Here is a 20906-nt window from a genome sequence, read left to right on the forward strand (position 1 = left end):
TTTAGTAAAACATAAAGCTATTTTAAATATGAAAATATCAATACGAAAAGCAATTAAATCTGATGCTGGCTCAATTCTAGATTTAATTCAACATTTAGCCGATTTTGAGAATGAGCCAGATGAAGTAGAAGTAACAAAAGAGGATATTGAAAGAGATGGTTTTGGAACGACCCCTTTATTTAATGTGTTTGTTGCAGAAGTTGACAATGAAGTTGTTGGAATGGCGTTCTATTACTACAGATATTCTACATGGAAGGGGAAAACGATTCATTTAGAAGACTTGATTGTAAGAGAAGATATGCGTAAGAAAAATATAGGAGGTCTTTTGTATCAATCTATAATGAAACAGGCTTTTAATGAAAATGTGAGAAGAGTTGAATGGGTGGTGCTAGATTGGAATACACCAGCGCGAAATTTCTATTTAAACTCTGGTGCAAAAATTTTAGAAGGTTGGGAAACCGTTCAAATGGATAAAAACGGTATTGTAAATTTTGTTGAAGGACTAAATTAAATGAAGGTATTTAAATTTGGAGGCGCATCAGTTAAAGATGCAGATTCTGTTAAAAATGTTGCGAATGTTTTAAAACATGAAAACGCTACTGATGTGTTGATTGTCATTTCAGCAATGGGAAAAATGACCAATGCTTTTGAAAAAGTTGTATTGACCTTTTTTAATGATCCTCCAAAACTTGCGCAAGAAATAGCCTTTGTAAAAGCGTTTCATCAAACGATTATTTCAAATTTATTTGAAAATGAATCACATCCCATTTTTGAAGTATTAGAGGCTGAATTTAAAACACTGAATAATTTTCTTGATGAGAATACATCGAAAGATTACAGTTATGTTTATGATCAGGTTGTAAGTTACGGAGAGGTGTTATCCACCAAAATTGTAAGTGCATATTTAAATGAAATAGGGATAAAGAATAATTGGCTAGATGCTAGATTATTAGTTAGAACAGATACCTATTACCGCTCTGCGAAAGTAAATTGGGAAGAAACGGAATCAGCAATTATAACAAGTGTTTCAACAAATTCAATTAGTATTACACAAGGATTTATTGCAGGAAACAATGGAACAACGACAACTTTAGGAAGAGAAGGTTCCGATTTTACGGCTGCTATTTTTGCCTATTGCTTAAATGCAAAAAGCGTCACCATATGGAAGGACGTGGAAGGAATTTTAAATGCGCATCCGAAGTATTTTTCAAATACTGTATTGTTGAATCAAGTCTCTTATAAGGAAGCAACTGAAATGGCGTTTTACGGAGCATCTGTAATCCATCCTAAAACTTTAAAGCCATTGGAGAATAAATTAATCCCGTTGGTGGTTCGTTCTTTTGACAATTTAAATTCAAATGGAACAACTGTGCAGAAAGGAGAAGACATAGTGCCTAAAACACCTTGCTTTATTCAAAAGAAGCAGCAGATATTGGTATCTATTTCGGCAAAGGATTTCTCGTTTATGGTAGAACATAACATTAGAGATATTTTTCAACAACTACATGGTCATAAGTTAAAAGTAAGCCTGATTCAAAATTCTGCATTGAGTTTCTCGGTATGTTTAGAAGATAAATACGACACGTTCAAACAGTTTTATGAGGAATTAAAAAATGAATTTAAAATCTCCTATAATTCAGATGTAACTTTGTACACCATTCGTCATTTTGATGATGCTTCCATTCATAGAATTGTAAACGGAAAGAAAGTCTATTTAAAGCAGAGTAGCAGGGAAACCATTCAAATTATTACAGAATAAAGTATATATTTGTTATTCGCTCAAATTTTAAGGAATACATGGGTTTAGTTACCGCAAAAGAAGTTTCAAAAGCAGTTAATCTTGACAAATATGGTTTTATCGGAACTTTTTTTGGCTGGTTATTAATGAAGGTGTTGCGTATTTCTACACTTAATAAAATTTATAATAAGCACAAGCATTTATCCGATTTAAAATTTTTCGATGCGCTTTTAGACGACCTTCAGATTCAATTTGAAATACCTGATGAAGATTTAAATAGGATTCCAAAAGATGGTGCTTTTATTACTATTTCAAATCATCCTTTAGGGGGTATTGATGGGATTTTATTGTTAAAATTACTGGTAAAAAAACGTCCAGATTATAGAATCATCGCCAACTTTTTACTGCACAGAATTGAGCCCATGAAACCTTATATAATGCCGGTGAATCCGTTTGAAGACCGTAAGGATGTGAAGTCGAGCATGGCAGGAATTAAAGAGGCATTGATGCATTTGAGAGAAGAAAGGCCGTTAGGAATTTTTCCGGCAGGTGAAGTGTCGACTTACAAGGATGGTAAATTAATGGTGGATAAACCATGGGAAGAAGGGGCTGTTAAATTGATTAAGAAGGCCAATGTTTCAATAATTCCAATTTATTTTCATGCTAAAAATAGCCGTTTATTTTACTGGCTATCTAAAATTAATGACACGTTAAGAACCGCTAAATTGCCTTCTGAATTACTATCGCAAAAGCAGCGTGTAATTAAAGTTAGAATTGGGAAACCTATTTCTGTTAAAGATCAAAATCAGTTCGAGAATATCGATGATTTTCATGAGTTTATTCGAAAGAAAACGTACATGTTGGCAAATCCGTTTGAGCCTGAAAAAATTATTCAAACACCAACATTAAAATTTCCAAAAGAACCCAAAGTTATTGTTTCTCAAGGAAACGTAGAAGCCATGATTGAAGAGGTTTCTGCCCTAAGAGAAAATGACTCTAGAATGATGGAGAGCAAAAATTATGAAGTTTTTTTTGCAAGTGCTGATAAGATTCCAAATTTACTACAAGAAATAGGGAGATTACGTGAGATAACATTTAGAGATGTGGGAGAAGGAACCAATAACGCCATAGATTTAGATGAATTTGACAATACTTACCACCATTTATTTTTATGGGATAACAATTCAAAAAAATTGGTAGGCGCCTATAGAATGGGTCTTGGTGTGGATATTTATGAGAAAAGCGGAATAGAGGGGTTTTATGTGCAAACGCTCTTTAAGTTTGAACCAGAATTGTATTCCATGATGAGTAAGACCATAGATATTGGTCGTGCTTTTATTGTGAATGAATACCAGCAAAAACCGATGCCTTTGTTCTTTTTATGGAAGGGGATAATTCATGTTACGTTGCGTTACCCTAAACATAAATATTTAACGGGAGGTGTTAGTATTTCCAATCAGTTTTCAAACTTTTCGAAATCGTTGATGATTGAATTTATGAAGTCGCATTATTACGACCCATATATTGCTCAATATATACACCCGAAGAAAGAATATAAAGTAAAATTGAAAGATGCAGATAGAGATTTTGTCTTTGACGCAACACAGGCTGATTTGAAAAAGTTTGATAAAGTAATTGATGAATTGGAGCCTGGGAGTTTACGTTTACCGGTTTTGATTAAAAAGTATATTAAGCAAAACGCCAAATTAGTTGCATTTAATGTAGATCCAAAATTTAACAATGCAATTGATGGGCTTATTTTTCTCCGTATTTCAGATATACCGCAAAGTACCGTTGGACCGGTAATGGAAGAATTCCAAGCAGAATTGGAACGAAAGATGGTAGATGAAAATTCAAAATAAAAGGGGGCTCAAATGAGCCCCCTTTTTATATTTAAAACCAACCTTTATAATTGTTTTGATACATTTCAACAAACTCTTCATCAGATTTTGTTAAATAGATAATCCCTTCAATAAGGCCAAGGATTCCTAATATTCCACAACTAACGAATGAAATTAGAATTTGAATTAATCCTTCTTTGGTGTAGCCAAGTACAAACTTGTGTATTCCTAATGAACCAAAAAGGATACCCAATACACCAGCGATTACTCTTTTACTATCCTGTACTGAATAATGCATTTTTGTTTGCCCATTTTCATCAACTATTTCCATGTAATTTTAAAATTTTGTTAGTCCTGCTAAAATATCGAATTTTATTGAAAAGCGGCATCAATCGGTTCCCACAATTCAATTTTATTTCCATCATTGTCTAATATCCATCCAAATTTACCGTAGTCATATGTTTGCATTTCACCAACAATTGTAACGCCTTCTTCTTTTAATACCTTTAATAAATCTTCTAGGTTTTCAACCCTATAGTTAAACATAAAATCTTTTTTAGAAGGCTCATAGTAATCCGTATCCTTAGCAAATGGACTCCATTGTGTAGAACAATCTTTACCCTTTTGATCTTTCCACCAAAAAGTACATCCCCAATCATCCGTATTAAATCCTAAATGCTTTTTATACCAATCTTTTGTGTCCGTTGGGTTATTCGTTTTAAAAAACAATCCACCTATACCAGTAACTCGTTTTTTCATAAATCTATCGTTTTATATTTTTCTCGTAGGTCGCAATCCATGCTTCGGGAGTAATTTTAGTTACCAATTCCGCAATTAAATCATACGGAATATCATTCATTTTTTTAAATCGAACACAACTTTTACCCATATCTAATTTGTATTTACAATGTTTTGGATATTCGTTTACGAACCAATCGTGTATTTTTTGGTTCGCATATATTCCAGAATGATATAATGCAACAAAGTTTTTTTGTGATGCCAAATTCATGAACGGTAAAGGAACAGAATTATCACAATGATATCCACTTGGGTAGGTGCTAAACGGAACATGCCAACTAAGCATTCCATAGCCCAATCCTGCTTCGAAACCTTCTGGGATATTTTGAGAAATAACTTCTCTGATTTTTAGAATTACTTCTTTTCTATCTTCAGGTAATTGATTTATATATTCATCCGGTGTGTTTGCTTCGTATTTCATAATATTATTTTTTTCGTTGAAGAATAAATGAAGATATAACCGTGATGATGATTCCGATGTTAAATACAATCCCGAACATAAACAAACCTGCAAATGTTGGATTGTCAAAGGCCTCCATGTCAGTTATCAATTTTTCTTTTTGTATCTCAAACTCGGCCGGAGGTAGTGTTTCTTTAAGGTCATTTAAGGTGTATTGAATATATTCGGCTGAAAAGTCAGGATTAATTACCGTTACATAAACAATATCTAAAAGCCCAATTACAATACCGACAATAGCAGAAATTGCCAAACCAATGACCAATGCTTTTCCAAATGAAACGATCCCTCCGTTTGTTTTATCTCTGAAATGTTTAATTCCAAAAAAAACGAAAGACAAGGATGCAAAAATGGATAAATATCCAAATATTTCTAATAGACTAAAATCTATTAAATCGGTAAAAAAATGACTTCCAGCAAAAATACTTCCACCGATAAGTGCACCATATCCACCAAATCTTAAAATTGAATTTTTCATAATTTGAAGTTTAAAAGTTTGAAACAAAACTAGCCTCACAGATTCAAATTCTAGTCATACTAAAGTACGAATTCCATCCTACTTTAGTCTATTATGTGCATTTCTTTGGCTTTTTGAACAGCCTGTGTCCTCCTTTTAGCGTTTAGTTTTTGCAATAAACTAGACACATGAGATTTAATAGTGCTTTCTGAAACAAACAATTTTTCTGCAATTTCTTTGTTAGATAAGCCATCCGAAATCTTGCGTAAGACTTCATATTCTCTTGTGCTTATTTGAAGTTCTTCAATTTTACTGTGATCAACTTTTCGAGCTGTTGATTTTTCTTTATGGAGTGTTTTCTTATTGATATAAATACCTACAATTAGAAAAACCGTTGCAACGATTGTGGTAATTAGTTCAACGGAGGTTTTGCCAACAAAAAGGGCATATTTACTCAATTGGAACAGCGTAAGAAGTGCAATAATGAGTAATGAAAAAGCAATAATAGTTTTTTTCATTTCATAAAATTACAAAAAATGTGTCTTGATTTTATCCACGATTGTTTGAGCTAGTTTAATTTTAGATTCAGCTGTCCAACCCGCAACATGAGGAGATAATAATACGTTTTCGGCATTAATTAAGTATTCAAATGCATCTGGTAAGGTTGCATTTTCAAATAAATTTTCGAATGAAGACTTTTCATATTCTAAAACATCTAATCCTGCACCAAGTATCTTTTTAGACTTTAAAGCACTCACAAGATCTTCCGTTTTTACCGCAGTACCTCTAGCTGTATTTATTAGCCAAAATGGTTTTTTAAAACAGTTGATGAGTTCAGAATTTACCATGTGATGCGATAATTCATTAAACGGCGTATGCAAACTTAAAACATCCGATTTTTTTTGTAATTCCTCCAAAGAAACTTGCTTACAATTGCAATCTCCAATACCGTCTAAAATATCATAACAGAGCACCTCAACATCAAACCCTTTTAGCTTTTTAGCAAAGGATTTTCCCATATTTCCATATCCAATCAATCCTACCGTTAAACCGTCTAATTCAATACCGCGATTTGCTTCCCGTAGCCATTTACCTGTTCTTATTTCTCTATCAGCTTTGTTAAGCTTGTTGAATAAGGATAATAACATTCCTAAGGCATGTTCTCCAACAGCATTTCTATTTCCTTCAGGCGCAGCAATTAATTTAATGCCTTTTGATTCGGCATAAGTACAATCAATACTTTCCAATCCTGCTCCAACCCGTGCAATGAACTTTAGACTTGTCGCAGCATCAATAAATTGTTTGTCAATTTTAAATCGACTGCGAATTACAATTCCGTCGTATTTAGAGATTTTCGCTTCAACTTCGGCTTTCGTAGCAACATAATCTTCGTGATTGGTACAACCCAAATCATTCAGTTGATTTAAAAGTAAGGGGTGGTTGGTATCGAGATGTAGAATTAACAAAACCTAAATTTTTGGGTAGTTAGTTACAGTTTTTTTGTGTTTCGTATTTCCCGTATGTGCGGTAGAAAGTTTCTCAAATAATAAGACTTGAACTTCTTCGCCATTCTTTGTTTTCGGACAATGCTCAACACCTTTTGGAACAATAATAATTTCACCTTCAGCAACAATTTCTACACTGTTTCTAAAATGCATTTCTAAAGTTCCTTTCTGAACAAAAAAGAGTTCATCTTCCTCGTCATGTTTGTGCCAAACAAATTCATCTTTAATTTTTGCAAGAAGCACTTGCATATTATCAACAATTCCTATTTGGTGAGGGTGCCAGTGCTGATTGAATGTGCTAAATTTTTGATTGATATTTATCGTTTTCAACTTTCAACTTTTTAATACTGTTCCTTATCATTCGGAAAATCAACACTTTTCACATCTTTTATATAACTTTTAAAAGCTCCAGTCATATCATCATATAAATTCAAATAACGTCTCAAAAAACGAGGATTGAATTCATGTGTCATTCCTATCATATCATGCGTAACCAAAACTTGCCCGTCAACACCTGCTCCAGCTCCAATTCCGATTACAGGAATCGTTAAGCTCTCCGCAACTTCTTGCGCTAGTTTTGCTGGAACTTTTTCCAATACAATGGCGAAACATCCTAGTTTCTCAAGCAGTTTAGCGTCACTTTTAAGTTTTATTGCCTCTTCCTCCTCTTTTGCTCTTACCGTATACGTTCCAAATTTATAAATAGATTGTGGCGTTAATCCTAAATGTCCCATAACTGGAATTCCTGCATTTAAAATTCGTTTAATCGAATCTTTCACCTCTTTACCGCCTTCTAATTTTACAGAATGTGCGCCACTTTCTTTCATAATTCTAATGGCAGAACGCAATGCTTCTTTAGGATCTGACTGGTAACTACCAAAAGGTAAATCAACCACAACTAAACTGCGTTCAGCGGCTCTAATTACTGAACCTGCATGATAAATCATTTGATCCAATGTAATTGGTACCGTTGTTTCATGCCCTGCCATTACGTTTGATGCAGAATCGCCAACTAGAATTACGTCTACTCCGGCACTATCTACAATTTTTGCCATGGTATAATCATACGCAGTTAACATGGAGATTTTTTCTCCTTTCTGTTTCATATCTACCAAGGATTTAACCGTTACTCTTTTATAGGTACTTTTTGCTACTGACATTTGGTTTTGGTTTAGATGGTAAAAATAGTGAAAATTAAAAGGATTAAGCCTCGTTAAATTTTTCACAATAGTTTTATAATAATCTAATTTGAGATTATTTTTATGAGTACTAAACTACTTTAAAATGAAAAAGATTACGCAATTATTTTTTCTAATAACATCTCTGACTTTCGCTCAAACAAACAATTCAGAACAACAAACAGAAGTCTTTTTACCCGAATTCTTTAAGGAATTTCCACATGTAAGAGATATTTCAATTTCTAACAATCAACAAGAAATGTATTTTACGGTTTTGGGCTATAAAAAAGAGTTTTCATTTATTGCTGTTTCGTTTTTTAAAAAAGGAAAATGGTTAAAACCCGCTGTTGCTCCGTTTTCGGGACTTGATAAAGATTTGGAGCCATTCTTATCTCCAGATAATTTAAAGTTGTTTTTTGCATCAAATAGATCTTTAGAAAATGAAGAAAAAACAGATTTTGATATTTGGATGGTGCAACGTGAAACGTTGACTTCTAATTGGAGCAACCCAATAAACGTGGGGCCTGAAATAAATACCTTAAAAGATGAATTTTATCCGGCGGTTACAAATTCAGGGAATTTATATTTCACCGCAACTATTGATGAAGACACAAAAGGGAAAGAAGACATTTACTTAAGTACGTATGAAAACGGAAAATACACTAAACCAAAATCAATCAGTGATGCCATAAATTCTAAAACTTACGAGTTTAATGCTTACGTTTCGCCAGATGAAAGTGTTATTGTATTTTCTTCTTATAATAGACCAGATGGTTTTGGAGGAGGTGATTTATATATGAGCACAAAAGACAATAACGGACAATGGATGCCTGCAAAGAATTTAGGTCCAGAAATAAATTCGAGTAAGATTGATTATTGTCCGTTCGTAGATTTTAGTACAAACAGTCTTTATTTTACTTCAGAAAAAAGCACGCAAAAAAGTCAATTTGAAAAGTTCATGGAGTTAGAAGACTATTTAAAATATTTTAATTCTGCCCCTAATGGATTGAGTAGAATTTATAAAACGAAATTCATTCAAAATCATATTGACTAATTTTCATATATTCGTAATCGAATAAATTTCCTAATTAATATATGTCAACAGAAAAAAAGCACACTTTACATCCAGAAAAATGGGTGCAACTGTATTCTGATTATTTGTATAATTATACAATTACCAGGGTTAGTAGTGATGAGTTGGCTAAAGATTTGGTTCAGGAAACTTTTTTTGCGGGTCTAAAATCCATGAAAAATTTTCAGGGAAAAGCAAGTGAGCGCACCTGGTTAGTCTCTATTTTAAAGAGAAAAATTATCGACCATTACCGAAAAATAAATTCAAACAAAGGAAAAGCCGAAGTTCGAATGAATTTTTATAAAGACGGTGATAATGCAGGTGAATGGATAGAAGAACGCGTTCCAAACCTATGGTCTAGTGATGCTGATAAGGATATTCAGAATGATGAGTTGAAGGAGACATTGGAAAAATGTATAGAAAAATTACCCGAAAAATATAAGATGGTTTTTAAAATGAAAACCATTCAAGGATTTGAAACAGAAGAAATTTGTAAGGAGTTAGACATCACATCGTCAAACTTATGGGTTATTATCCATAGAGCAAGAACACAGTTAAGAAGTTGTATGGAAAGTAATTGGTTTAATAATTAAAAGTATGAGTAAATTTAAGATCTCGTGCGATGAAGCAACCACGATTTGCGACAAAAATCAATATAGAAGCGCAAGTTTTGGTGAGAGATTAAGGTTAACATTACATCTATTGAAATGCAAGGTTTGTAAATGTTACACTATTCAAAATAACCTTATGACAAAGGTTTATGATGAATATGCTGAAAAGCAATGCAAACAAACAAAATGTATGCCTGAAGAAGCCAAAATTGAATTACAAAAGGCTTTAGAAGAACAAATGAAGTAGTGAAACGGGACTTATTAAGTCCCGTTTTTTATTTTTGTATTAAATTTTTGTAATGGACTTTTTACCGGAAAAAATAGACAACTATGTTGTTGGTCATTCTGAGAATGAACCTCAATTACTTCAAGAATTAAATAGAGAAACTTGGCAAAAGATAATGGTTCCAAGAATGCTCACTGGACATTTTCAAGGGCGTGTTTTGTCTATGATTTCTAAATTAGTTAATCCTAAAAACATTCTTGAAATAGGAACGTATACAGGTTATTCTGCGCTTTGTTTAATTGAAGGTATGCATGAAAATGGTGAGTTGCATACCATTGATAAAAATGAAGAGTTGGCCGATATTCAGCGAAAATATTTTGATAAAAGCGGCCATGGTACTCAAATGAAACAGCATGTGGGCATGGCTTTAGATATCATTCCACAAATAGATTTAAAATTTGATTTGGTATTTATTGATGCAGATAAAAGCAACTATTCCAACTATTTTCATGCAATAATTGATAAAATGAATCCGGGAGGTATTATTCTTTCTGACAATGTGCTATGGAGTGGAAAAGTGGTGGAGAAAATACTTCCAAAAGATATTGATACTCCTGCTTTAATCAAATACAATAAGTTATTAAAAGAAGACCCTAGAGTTGAAACTGTTTTGCTTCCAATTAGAGATGGATTAACAATTTCTAGAGTGAAATAAATATAAACTAATAAAAGTTAAAGCCTTTTTATTGGCCCAGTCATATCGTCAATATTATCCTTAACTTTAGAGATGCCATCTTTAATATCACGTGTAAATTCGGTATCAATACCCTGCTTTTCAGCACTGTCCTTAATTTCCTTTTTAATGTCGTTGGTAGCATCTTTTACCTGACGCATTGTTTTACCCAAACCACGAGCAATTTCAGGGATTTTATCCGCACCAAATAACATCACTACAATTAAAATAATTATAAAAATTTCCGGACCGCTGATAAATAAGAATTGTGTACTCATAAGAATCGCAAAGGTAAAAGATTTCTGATATAATTCAACTTCACATACTTAAAAAATTGTACTTTAGAATTTCCAAGTAAAACGAAACACAAATAATGGTTTTTAGAATATTTTGTTGTGGTCTTTTGGCAATACTTTTAACGAACTGTAAGACAGCAAAACTAAATAGAACACTTTCGAGCAGTTTGGAATCTTCATTTTATAGCGAGCAATTTACCGGCCTTTATATTTATGATATTGCTAAAGACAAAGTCTTACTAAATCATAATGGGAACAAATATTTTACCCCCGCTAGTAACACTAAAATTTTTACGTTATATACTGGACTTACATTGCTTCCAGATTCTATTCCTTCGTTTTATTATGAATCGCCAAATGATTCAACAATAACAATTCAAGGGAATGGAGATCCAACATTGTTTCATCCTTACTTTAAAGATAGTACCGCTTATAATTTAGTTAAAGATTATAAGCATGTGAATCTAGTCTTAGATAATATTGAAGATAGAAGATACGCGCCAGGTTGGGCTTGGGAAGATTTTGATTCCTACTTTAGCCCAGAACGGAGTGCACTTCCAATTTATGGAAATGTGGTGACAGTTAGCAATGAGAATTCTTTAAAAGTCGCTCCGGGTTATTTTAAAGAACACATGAAAATTGCAGATGATTTTTATGGAAGAAAAGAATTTGAAAACACTTTTTATTACAAAAAAGGAAGAACTAAAGAAACCGAAATACCTATGATTATGAAGCCTTCTTTAGTGAAGGTTTTATTAGAAGATGTTATTGAAGGAGAAGTAACAATAGTAAAACAAGGACCTTCAAAACCTTCTGAACTGCAATACAGTATTCCGTCTGATTCTTTGTATAGAAGAATGATGGAAGTAAGCGATAATTTTTTAGCCGAGCAGATTTTAATTTTAGCCTCTTCAACAATTTCGGACACCTTAAGTTCTGATAAGGCAAGAGATTATATGCTCAAAAACGAATTAAAAGATTTAAAACAAGTGCCTAGATGGGTTGATGGTTCTGGATTGAGTCGATATAATTTATTTTCTCCCGCATCTTTTGTACAAGTTTTATCTAGAATGTATCAAGAAATTGACCGAGATAGACTGTTACAGTTCTTTCCGGTGGGAGGAGAATTTGGTACTATCGAAAATTGGTATGCTGGTAAGGATAAACCATATGTTTATGCCAAGACTGGATCCTTAGGAAACAATCACAATTTAAGTGGTTTTTTAATTACAGATTCAGGAAAAGTATTGGTATTTAGCTTTATGAATAATCACTACAAGCATTCGAACAACGCTATAAAGGAGCGTATGGAAACTATGTTCGAATGGCTTCGAGATAATTACTAGTTGCTAAAATTAATTTTTGCTTGTCTATCGTACATAATAATACTACCAGCTACAGAAACATTCAAACTTAACTCGGACTTAAATTTCACTAAATAATGTGACTTATCTATGGCTGTTTTAGACAATCCATGGTCTTCTGCTCCCAATAAATACACGCAGCGTCTTGGATGTGAAAAAGTTTCTAAATGTTCTGCTTTTTCATTTAGTTCTACGCCAACCAACATGGCACCTTTTGGTAAGTTTTTGTAAAAATCATCGAATGTATTGTAATGAAAATAAGGCATCGCTCCAACGGCCTTATGAGTGTCACAGGCCTGTTTTGCATAACGATTTCCAATAGTAAAAATAAAACTAGCACCCATGTTTTGTGCCGAACGCCAAAGTACGCCTAAGTTTTCAGGAGTTTTACCATTCTGAATTCCAATTCCAAAAAAGCCTTGCTCTAAATTGTTAATCATTACTTTTTTGTTAACATTCGTTTGATTTCATTCAATTTCATCAAGGCTTCAATAGGAGTAAGAGTATCTATGTTTGTTGCTAATATTTCATCTTTAATGTCGTCTAACAAAGGATCATCTAACTTAAAGAAACTTAACTGTACTTCCTCTTCTTGCTGTGCTTGTTTCAGTTTATCTTTAATATCATCACTAGAATGACTTTTTTCTAACTTTTTCAACATTTTATTGGCTCTGTGAATTACAGGACTCGGCATACCTGCTAATTTAGCCACGTGAATACCAAAACTGTGTTCAGAACCTCCTGCCACTAATTTTCGTAAGAAAATAACATTGTCTTTCAATTCTTTTACAGAAACATTAAAGTTTTTAATACGCTCAAAACTTTCAGTCATATCATTCAACTCATGATAATGCGTTGCAAACAATGTTTTTGCCTTGGTTGGATGCTCATGAATATATTCCGCTATTGCCCATGCAATCGAAATTCCGTCATAGGTACTTGTACCGCGGCCAATTTCATCGAGTAAAATCAAACTTCGATCAGAAAGGTTGTTCAAAATACTTGAAGTCTCATTCATTTCTACCATAAAAGTAGATTCACCCATAGAGATATTATCACTGGCTCCAACCCTGGTAAATATTTTATCAACTACACCAATTGTAGCATTTTGCGCAGGAACATAACTTCCCATTTGTGCCAACAAAGTAATTAAAGCGGTTTGCCTAAGAATGGCTGATTTACCACTCATATTTGGCCCCGTAATCATTATTATTTGTTGCTGATTACGATTCAGAACTACATCATTGGCAATATATTCTTCACCAATTGGTAATTGTTTTTCAATTACTGGATGGCGTCCATTTTTAATCGAAATATCTGTACTTTCATCAACTGTAGGGCAAACATAATCATTGTCTTTGGCAGTCTGAACAAAAGAACAAAGGCAATCTAATTGTGCAATTAATTGCGCGTTTTTCTGAACTTGTTGAATGTAATTAATGAGATACTGAACCAAATTTTCAAAAATTTCTTGTTCTATTTGCCCAATTTTATCTTCGGCACTTATAATTTTTGATTCATATTCTTTAAGTTCTTCCGTAATATATCGTTCGGCATTTACTAAGGTTTGTTTTCGAATCCACTCTTCAGGAACTTTATCCTTATGTGTATTCCGAACTTCAATATAATAGCCAAATACATTGTTAAACGCAATCTTTAAAGACGTAATACCAGTCCGCTCACTTTCGCGTGCCAACATTTCATCTAAGTAGTTTTTTCCTGAAGTTGAAATTGCTCGTAATTCATCTAATTCTTCAGATACTCCCGAAGCAATTGCATTACCCTTATTGATATTTACCGGCGCATCTTCGTTTATGGTCTGAATAACCTTTTCAATCAATAAATTGCAATCATCTAGTTCGTTACCTATCTGCTGTAACGCCTTGTTTTTACTTTTTGAAGCATCTTCTTTAATCGGTAAAATAGCCTTTAAAGAGTTCTTTAAAAGCACTACTTCTTTTGGACTGATTTTGCCTGTGGCCACTTTTGAAATCAAACGTTCAATATCACTAATCTGTTTGATTTGATAGGTAAACACTTCAAATAAATCATCGTTATGAATCAATTCTTTTACCACTTCTTGACGTTGCTGAATCTGCTCCACATTTTTAAGTGGTAACGCTAACCAGCGTTTTAATAAACGGCCTCCCATCGGCGAGATGGTTTTATCGATAACATCTAATAAAGTAACAGCATCCGGAGAGTTAGGAATATACAACTCAAGGTTTCGAATTGTAAATCGATCCATCCACACATAATTATCCTCAGCAATTCTATTAATTCGGGTAATGTGTTCTAGTTTATTGTGTTGCGTTTCTGATAAATAATACAGCACGGCTCCAGCGGCAATGATACCTTCAGGTAGGCTGTCAATTCCAAAACCTTTTAATGTAGAAACCTTAAAATGATTTGTTAAGTTCTCTTGTGCATAATCCGATTGAAACACCCAGTCATCTAAATAGAAAGTATTGAAACGTTCGCCATAATGTTCTAGGAATTTCACTTTGTGTTGTTTTTGGACCAAAACTTCACTCGGACTAAAATTCTGCAGTAATTTATCAATATACTCAACATTTCCCTGAGCCGTTAAATATTCGCCCGTAGAAACGTCTAAAAACGAAACACCCAATTGTTTCTTCCCAAAGTGTACTGCCGCTAAAAAGTTATTTGTTTTAGCATTTAATACTTCATCATTTAAGGCAACACCAGGCGTAACCAATTCGGTTACTCCACGTTTTACAATAGTCTTGGTTTTTTTTGGATCTTCTAATTGATCACAAATTGCAACTCTACAACCAGCCTTTACCAACTTTGGCAAATAGGTGTTCATAGAATGGTGAGGAAATCCGGCTAATGCAGTTTCTGACTCACTTCCTGCTCCACGTTTGGTTAAAACAATTCCTAATATTTTTGCGGCTTTAATAGCGTCTTCACCAAAAGTTTCGTAGAAATCACCAACTCTAAATAACAACATCGCATCAGGATATTTTACCTTGATAGCGTTGTATTGTTTCATTAAAGGGGTGACTTTTTTTGCTTTTGCCAAGGTGTTTTTGTTTAGATGATAACTGCGAATTTACATTAATTTTTTAGGTTAATAAAGAGAGTAAACCGGAATTGGTAAATTTATTTTTATAAATAAATACTGTATTTTTGCTCCGAAATTTCATTTTAATTTGTTATCCTATTACGATAACGATCTGGGTTATTAAAGAAGATTATTAGATTCTTCAATGCGTTTCACTCCTTTCAGAATGACTATAGAATAAAAGATTATGCGTAAATTAAAGAATAACGAACTCAAGAGATTGGATGTTGCGGGGTTTAAGGAAACAGAGAAAATTCCGTTGATTGTTATTTTAGACAACATTAGAAGTTTGAATAATGTTGGGTCGGTATTTAGAACTAGCGATGCATTTGTAGTCGAAAAAGTATACCTCTGTGGAATCACTGCACAACCACCACACAAAGAAATTCATAAAACGGCCTTGGGCGCTACCGAATCTGTTGAATGGGAGTTTGTTGAAGACACGATAGCACTAGTTGAAGCTTTGAAAAAAGAAGGGGTAAGAGTGGCGAGTATAGAGCAGGCTGATAATGCGACAATGTTACAGAATTTTGAAGTTGAACCGAACCAAAAATATGCTGTTGTTTTTGGAAACGAGGTAAAAGGCGTGCAACAAGAAGTGGTAACTGCTTCAGATTATTGTATTGAAATTCCACAATTTGGAACTAAACATTCTTTAAATATTTCTGTGAGTTGTGGTGTTGTGCTTTGGGATTTTTTCAAGAAGATGAAATATTAAACAAATAATTTTTTACGTTTTTAATTTATGGAATATCAAAGGGTTTTTATTGATTTTTGGAGTGAGGTAGAACAAAGTGTCCAAGAAAATCGTTTTGCTAAATTAACCATGGCAAAAACCATTGGTAAGCCTAATTTAAAAAATATATTTCTAAGGCCTATTTATGCTGAAGATGGATTTAAAGTTTTATTGAAAATTCATTACAGATCAAAAGATTCGGAAGATGAGGAAAAAGAAATGACCTTAAAACAGGCTTTTGGTATCTTAGAACCACATTTAAAAAAATCGTTTTTATCCGTTCTTTTATTTACCACTTCAAAAGACGTTGTTTTCAAAATAAATAAAAAAGGTGCGGGAAGCATTACTGAGAATCCACCAACATTTCGAGACATTACTCAGGCTAAAAAGTAATTTTATTGACAAGAATCGAATAAGGTTGTGTCTTCTAACATATATTCCAAAATAGGTCTGCATCTGTCTTTGCAAGCTGGATAATATGCTTTGTGTTTTTTTCCATTCTTCTTTATAGGACTTCCCCACCAAAACTCAGCTATTGCAATTGGTTTTAATTCGTGTTCTATAGCATATTGAAGTAGTTTCGGAGCAGTACAATCTCCTGCAGCAACAGGAGGGTTTCCATGTGATGAATTTTTAAAAATATGAATCAGGTTTTCTTCTTTTCCTGAAAGATTCACAAAATTATAATTCTCGAAAAGTTGTTTCTGTAAAGCAATAGATTTCAGTCGACTTTTTTCTTTCAACTTATATATCTCAGATGGGTTCTCGGTTTTTTTTATTTGATCCCCAATTCGAGTTAATTCAGTCATGCCTCGATTTATAAAGAAATCATCAATTGAATCATCAAATACAGAAGGAATAAATCTTTCGCAATACAATCTACCTGGTAATTTCCCAGATACAGTGCCTAAATAACTGTACGTTTTATCTTGGTTTTGAACCACTAAAACTCCAAACATTTTCCCTTTTTGAGTATGAAAATTATAGTTCCATTTATCAGATTCGATAGCAATAAAATCTTGAAATTCTTCTGCCGCTATTTTTGCAATTTCAGGAACATTTACTCCAAATGGATTGTTGAGTTCCGAAGGAATATCAAAACTAGAAATATCCGTTTTAAAATTAAAAAGAAGTTGTTTTTTCATTCCGTTAGACCAATATTATTTTGAGGTCGTTAAAAGTTTCAAACACAAATTAAATAAACAGACGTAAATTATGCTGTTAATTTACTTTTTTTCTTAAAACGGTAACGCTTTAACTTAAGTAAACCATAACTCAATAATATAAAAATGACCGATAGAATAATTAATCCGTTAATTTCTGATTGTATATCTGAAATTTCGGCCTGATACAGCATGACCTTTCTTAAGGCTTTTAAAAAATGAGTAAGCGGAATAATATCTGCTAGTGCAACAATAAATGAAGGCATTTGGCTTAAAGGCCAAGTAAACCCACTTAATATAAAACTTGGCGTAGCAATAACCATTAAAAATTCTGTGGCTTTTAATTGATTTGGAATTGCAATACTAAACAAGATTCCTAAAAATGTAACAGAAATTACAAATATGGCCAGCAAACTGAGCATCGCAAATCCATCAACTTCCAGAGGTACTTGAAATAACGGAAACATCATTCTTAAAAGAAAAATGATGCCAACACCCATAATCCAAAATGGCAATGATTTTAATAGCATGGCATTCCACAGATTCTTTGCCTTAGGCATAAATTCGGTATGAAAGGTGCGTTCTTCGAACTCTCTTGCGAAACTCAACGCGAGTGCCAACATAAAAACCTGTTGAATAATAGTTCCTAATACACCTGGCCAGAGAAATGTCATATAATTGGCAGAAGAGTTAAAAAAACGCGCATAATTAACACCGAACATTTCATATTGTTCTTTTGCAGTAACTTCTGGAATTCCTTGCTTTTTAATACCTTCTATCTCCATACCTGCATTCAAAGTACCTAGTATAATTTGAATGGCTTTTGCTGAATAATTTGCGGTAAGAATATTTGCCGTATTGATTTCGACTTGTATTTCTGGATGTCGTTTCTGTAGTATTTGTGCTTCGAATCTATCTGGTATAGTTATGATTGCGGCGTAATCATTATTAATAATTTGAGATTTTAAATTTTCTTGATTGTACGCTATTACCCCATCAATTACTTCATTATCATCAATCATTTCTATAATTGTATTACTCATAGGAGTAGCGTCTAAATCAATAACCAAAACGGGTAAATGATTTACTTTCCCTTTTTTATAAACAGCACCTAATAGCAAACCATAAAGCAATGGCGCCCCAATAAAAATAGCAAGTATTACAGAGTTACTTGCAAATAATTTAAACTCTCTTTTAAGTAAGTAAAACCAATTTTTCATATAATATAGTTAACGAAGTACCACTGAAATATTGGCATATAACTCGTTGGATTTCGCAATATCATTTGGAATTAGTTTCAACTCGTAAATGGCCTCTCCTAACTCATAGTCAGGAAATGCAGTCGTTATATCTGCATAACTATTTAGCTGTTTAATTGCAATTAATGTTCCTTGATATTCAGTGTCGGTAAATGGAGATTCTATTGTGTAAATCGCTCCTTTTTTGTAGTTTTTAATCTCTTTTTCAGTTACAGTAAACCTAAAGAATGTACTGTTTAAATCGTAACCAGTAAATAGGCCATATCCAGGTAAAGCAAGCTCACCTTCTTTTAAAGTAATAGTTTCAATCGTCATTTTTTGTGGCGCAATAATGTATCGTTCATCGTATGCTACATTTGCCTCCATAAGAGCTCCTTTGGCTTGTTCATATGTTCCTAGCGCCATTCTAATTTTTTCATTTCTTACCCCTGTTTTTACTTGGTTGTATTTTGCTAAAACTCCTTCGTATTGAGATTTTGCACTTTGAAGTTTCATCGAGACTTCGTCATATTTTTGATCAGAAACCAAACTGTCTTTGTGCATAGCATCAATTCTATCGAACGACTTTTGTGCAAAATGATATTGTTCTGTTACCGCATCTAATTTTGCAGAAACTTGTGCTAATTCATCTGAAGTGGCGCCTTTCAATGCCATTTCATATTGCGCTTTTGCTGCGCTTACGGCCCCTTCAGCCTGACTAAGTTTGGCTTCAACTTCTGGGAAATCAAGTTTCATTAGGGTGTCTCCAGGGTTTACAACATCACCCTCATTTATATATTTTTCGATTACCTTACCAGGGTATTTACTCGCTAAGGTTAACACATCTCTTTTTACTTTTCCATTAACGTTATCTGTAATGGTAACTTCTGAACAACCGAAAGCGAATAGGAGTATAGCAATTAAATGGAATTCTTTTTTCATTGTTTCAATTTTTATAATTTTTGAATATCTATACTACCCGTCGCATTAAGAAGGTCTAGAGCACTTCTTCTTTGACTACAAACTGTCTGGTAATATTCTAATATTGTCGTGGTTAAATCTGCTTGTGCTTCTAAATAATCAGAAAGTTTAATTAAACCGTTTGTATATTCTTTGTAACTAATTTCTAAAGATTTCTCCGCAGATTTTTGTTGTTTTCTTTTCAACTCTACTTGGGCACTTAAAGTTCGGTATCTAGAAATACAATTCTGATAATTCAACGCTAACAATTCTTGAACCTCTTCTTTTTTATTCGTTAATTGTTCTAAATCAATTTTTGCCTTTAAGCGCTGCCCTCTAGAATGCAAGCCATCAAATATTTCCCATTTCATTCCTACACCCAATGCATTTAGTGGATAAGCGCTAACTTCTTCAAAACCTAAAATTCCAAGTTCGCCATTTGTCATTCCTGCGTATTGGTGTGTATAAAAAGCTTGTACCTTAGGTAAATATCCGCTCACTTCAGATTTATATTTGTACTCGGAAGCAATGATTGATTCATCTAAAGCCGTTATTTCTGGTCTGTCTAAATATGTTTTTTCTAATTCTTGATTTAATCTTGGAGTCAATTCAACCTCTAAAAGTTCTAATTGAATAATTGGAATACCCGTTAGTTGTTCTAATTTTAACATTAATAACTCTTTAGCACCTTCATATTCTAATTGCTTTGAATCTAATTCTAGTTGAAATATTTCCGTTTTCTGCAATTCATGTCTTGTAATTAAACCTTGTTCAAATGCTTTTTTCGCAACTAAAGTTTCCTTGTTTAAACGCTCTCTTTGAATATTTAATACAAGTTTTGTTTTCTCAAGCAAAGCAATTTTGTCGTAATATTCAGAAACTTCTATGATAAGATCTGCTTCTCTCTGAATATATTGTTGTTCTTGAGCTTTAATTTTATGCTCCATAGCTTTGGATAAATATGGAGCCTTTAAACCTGTAAATAAGGTCCATTTGGCGGTCAATCCTCCCATCCATAAATTACCATTAAAATCTATATTTTGATCTATTGGCGGAATTTCTAGACCCGTACTTGGGACTGTGATAGGCGGAAATCCTGGAATAATTGGAGGAAGATTGAATCCAGGAACATCTATCGGAATGGATGTTGTTTCAAGGTTTAATTCTCCTTGTGTATAGGCATATTTCCCTCCAAGTTCAACGGTTGGAATATAAGTATGCAATATACTTTTTTTGGTTTCTTCAGATTTTTCAATTTCAAGCGCGCTATTTTTTAAAGCAGCATTATTTTCAATAGCCTTAGATAATATTGTTTGAAGGTTTAAAGAATCTATACTGTTTTGAGCAGAGCCTTGTGAAAAATAAAAGAAGACAAATCCATAATAGCAGAATTTGCTAAAAAGCGATAATTTCATTAAGCAATTTTTAAAAAATCAGATTAGTTA

The 20906-nt window shown here is 33.2% G+C and carries 24 protein-coding genes; 9 read left to right on the top strand and 15 right to left on the bottom strand.

Features of this window, described 5'->3' with window-relative positions; all coding sequences use genetic code 11:
* Nucleotides 1-34: 34 nt before the first annotated feature.
* Genes RM519_RS13145 through RM519_RS13155 form a run of 3 tightly spaced genes read left to right on the top strand, consistent with a single transcriptional unit; the run spans nt 35 to nt 3600 of the window.
* Nucleotides 35-511, top strand: coding sequence for a GNAT family N-acetyltransferase (locus RM519_RS13145; RefSeq protein ID WP_432280190.1), 477 nt, complete (start codon nt 35-37; stop codon nt 509-511).
* A complete protein-coding gene (locus RM519_RS13150) occupies nt 512-1759 on the top strand; it encodes an aspartate kinase (protein ID WP_311594283.1) in 1248 nt (415 codons plus the stop codon).
* A 38-nt stretch (nt 1760-1797) separates the two neighbouring features.
* Nucleotides 1798-3600, top strand: coding sequence for a GNAT family N-acyltransferase (locus RM519_RS13155; protein ID WP_311594284.1), 1803 nt, complete (start codon nt 1798-1800; stop codon nt 3598-3600).
* A 31-nt stretch (nt 3601-3631) separates the two neighbouring features.
* Here the strand turns inward: RM519_RS13155 and RM519_RS13160 are convergent, their stop codons facing one another.
* The 8 genes from RM519_RS13160 to panB form a co-directional block, all read right to left on the bottom strand.
* On the bottom strand, nt 3632-3910 hold the full coding sequence (locus RM519_RS13160; RefSeq protein ID WP_311594285.1) for a TM2 domain-containing protein: 279 nt from the start codon (nt 3908-3910) through the stop codon (nt 3632-3634).
* A 41-nt stretch (nt 3911-3951) separates the two neighbouring features.
* Nucleotides 3952-4338, bottom strand: coding sequence for a VOC family protein (locus RM519_RS13165; protein WP_311594286.1), 387 nt, complete (start codon nt 4336-4338; stop codon nt 3952-3954).
* 4 nt (nt 4339-4342) lie between these two features.
* A complete protein-coding gene (locus RM519_RS13170; protein ID WP_311594287.1) occupies nt 4343-4798 on the bottom strand; it encodes a DUF1801 domain-containing protein in 456 nt (151 codons plus the stop codon).
* Nucleotides 4799-4802: 4 nt separating this feature from the next.
* The gene (locus tag RM519_RS13175; RefSeq protein WP_311594288.1) at nt 4803-5312 is read right to left on the bottom strand and encodes a DUF4199 domain-containing protein; all 510 of its coding nucleotides are present in this window, start codon (nt 5310-5312) and stop codon (nt 4803-4805) included.
* Nucleotides 5313-5395: 83 nt separating this feature from the next.
* Nucleotides 5396-5809 (bottom strand): response regulator transcription factor, encoded by a 414-nt coding sequence (locus RM519_RS13180; protein ID WP_311594289.1) that lies wholly within the window; start codon nt 5807-5809, stop codon nt 5396-5398.
* A gap of 9 nt (nt 5810-5818) precedes the next feature.
* Nucleotides 5819-6757, bottom strand: a complete 939-nt coding sequence (locus RM519_RS13185) for a 2-hydroxyacid dehydrogenase (RefSeq protein ID WP_311594290.1) — start codon at nt 6755-6757, stop codon at nt 5819-5821.
* A gap of 3 nt (nt 6758-6760) precedes the next feature.
* On the bottom strand, nt 6761-7126 hold the full coding sequence (locus tag RM519_RS13190; protein ID WP_311594291.1) for a cupin domain-containing protein: 366 nt from the start codon (nt 7124-7126) through the stop codon (nt 6761-6763).
* A gap of 11 nt (nt 7127-7137) precedes the next feature.
* On the bottom strand, nt 7138-7956 hold the full coding sequence (panB, locus tag RM519_RS13195) for a 3-methyl-2-oxobutanoate hydroxymethyltransferase (RefSeq protein ID WP_311594292.1): 819 nt from the start codon (nt 7954-7956) through the stop codon (nt 7138-7140).
* Nucleotides 7957-8080: 124 nt separating this feature from the next.
* Between panB and RM519_RS13200 the strand changes: the two genes are divergently transcribed.
* From RM519_RS13200 to RM519_RS13210, 3 genes are all read left to right on the top strand, one after another.
* Nucleotides 8081-9028, top strand: coding sequence for a TolB family protein (locus tag RM519_RS13200; RefSeq protein WP_311594293.1), 948 nt, complete (start codon nt 8081-8083; stop codon nt 9026-9028).
* Between the two features lie 41 nt (nt 9029-9069).
* Nucleotides 9070-9639 carry a sigma-70 family RNA polymerase sigma factor gene (locus tag RM519_RS13205; protein WP_311594294.1) on the top strand — a complete coding sequence of 190 codons (570 nt, stop codon included), beginning with the start codon at nt 9070-9072 and terminating at the stop codon, nt 9637-9639.
* 317 nt (nt 9640-9956) lie between these two features.
* Nucleotides 9957-10598: an O-methyltransferase gene (locus RM519_RS13210; protein WP_311594295.1), complete on the top strand. Its 642-nt coding sequence runs from the start codon at nt 9957-9959 to the stop codon at nt 10596-10598.
* 17 nt (nt 10599-10615) lie between these two features.
* On the opposite strand, the gene RM519_RS13215 is transcribed toward RM519_RS13210, so the two are convergent.
* Nucleotides 10616-10894 carry a Sec-independent protein translocase subunit TatA/TatB gene (locus RM519_RS13215; RefSeq protein WP_311594296.1) on the bottom strand — a complete coding sequence of 93 codons (279 nt, stop codon included), beginning with the start codon at nt 10892-10894 and terminating at the stop codon, nt 10616-10618.
* A 95-nt stretch (nt 10895-10989) separates the two neighbouring features.
* Between RM519_RS13215 and RM519_RS13220 the strand changes: the two genes are divergently transcribed.
* On the top strand, nt 10990-12258 hold the full coding sequence (locus RM519_RS13220; RefSeq protein ID WP_311594297.1) for a D-alanyl-D-alanine carboxypeptidase/D-alanyl-D-alanine-endopeptidase: 1269 nt from the start codon (nt 10990-10992) through the stop codon (nt 12256-12258).
* On the opposite strand, the gene RM519_RS13225 is transcribed toward RM519_RS13220, so the two are convergent.
* Together RM519_RS13225 and mutS are read right to left on the bottom strand one after the other, a co-directional pair.
* A complete protein-coding gene (locus RM519_RS13225; RefSeq protein ID WP_311594298.1) occupies nt 12255-12716 on the bottom strand; it encodes an RNA methyltransferase in 462 nt (153 codons plus the stop codon). The two genes, RM519_RS13220 and RM519_RS13225, sit on opposite strands and share 4 nt — an antisense overlap.
* A complete protein-coding gene (mutS, locus tag RM519_RS13230; RefSeq protein WP_311594352.1) occupies nt 12716-15292 on the bottom strand; it encodes a DNA mismatch repair protein MutS in 2577 nt (858 codons plus the stop codon). The genes RM519_RS13225 and mutS overlap by 1 nt, the downstream gene beginning before the upstream one ends.
* 259 nt (nt 15293-15551) lie before the next feature.
* Here mutS and RM519_RS13235 point away from each other — a divergent pair, with 259 nt between their 5' ends.
* On the top strand, nt 15552-16082 hold the full coding sequence (locus RM519_RS13235; RefSeq protein ID WP_311594299.1) for an RNA methyltransferase: 531 nt from the start codon (nt 15552-15554) through the stop codon (nt 16080-16082).
* A gap of 27 nt (nt 16083-16109) precedes the next feature.
* Nucleotides 16110-16493 carry a hypothetical protein gene (locus RM519_RS13240; RefSeq protein ID WP_311594300.1) on the top strand — a complete coding sequence of 128 codons (384 nt, stop codon included), beginning with the start codon at nt 16110-16112 and terminating at the stop codon, nt 16491-16493.
* A 2-nt stretch (nt 16494-16495) separates the two neighbouring features.
* Here RM519_RS13240 and RM519_RS13245 read toward each other — a convergent pair whose 3' ends face one another.
* The 4 genes from RM519_RS13245 to RM519_RS13260 form a co-directional block, all read right to left on the bottom strand.
* Nucleotides 16496-17245: a pseudouridylate synthase gene (locus RM519_RS13245; protein WP_311594301.1), complete on the bottom strand. Its 750-nt coding sequence runs from the start codon at nt 17243-17245 to the stop codon at nt 16496-16498.
* Nucleotides 17246-17313: 68 nt separating this feature from the next.
* Nucleotides 17314-18483, bottom strand: a complete 1170-nt coding sequence (locus RM519_RS13250; protein WP_311594302.1) for an ABC transporter permease — start codon at nt 18481-18483, stop codon at nt 17314-17316.
* Between the two features lie 9 nt (nt 18484-18492).
* Nucleotides 18493-19443 carry an HlyD family secretion protein gene (locus tag RM519_RS13255; RefSeq protein ID WP_311594303.1) on the bottom strand — a complete coding sequence of 317 codons (951 nt, stop codon included), beginning with the start codon at nt 19441-19443 and terminating at the stop codon, nt 18493-18495.
* Between the two features lie 11 nt (nt 19444-19454).
* Nucleotides 19455-20876: a TolC family protein gene (locus tag RM519_RS13260; RefSeq protein ID WP_311594304.1), complete on the bottom strand. Its 1422-nt coding sequence runs from the start codon at nt 20874-20876 to the stop codon at nt 19455-19457.
* Nucleotides 20877-20906 lie beyond the last annotated feature (30 nt).

The sequence above is a fragment of the Urechidicola vernalis genome (assembly GCF_031846385.1).
Lineage (GTDB): Bacteria > Bacteroidota > Bacteroidia > Flavobacteriales > Flavobacteriaceae > Urechidicola > Urechidicola vernalis.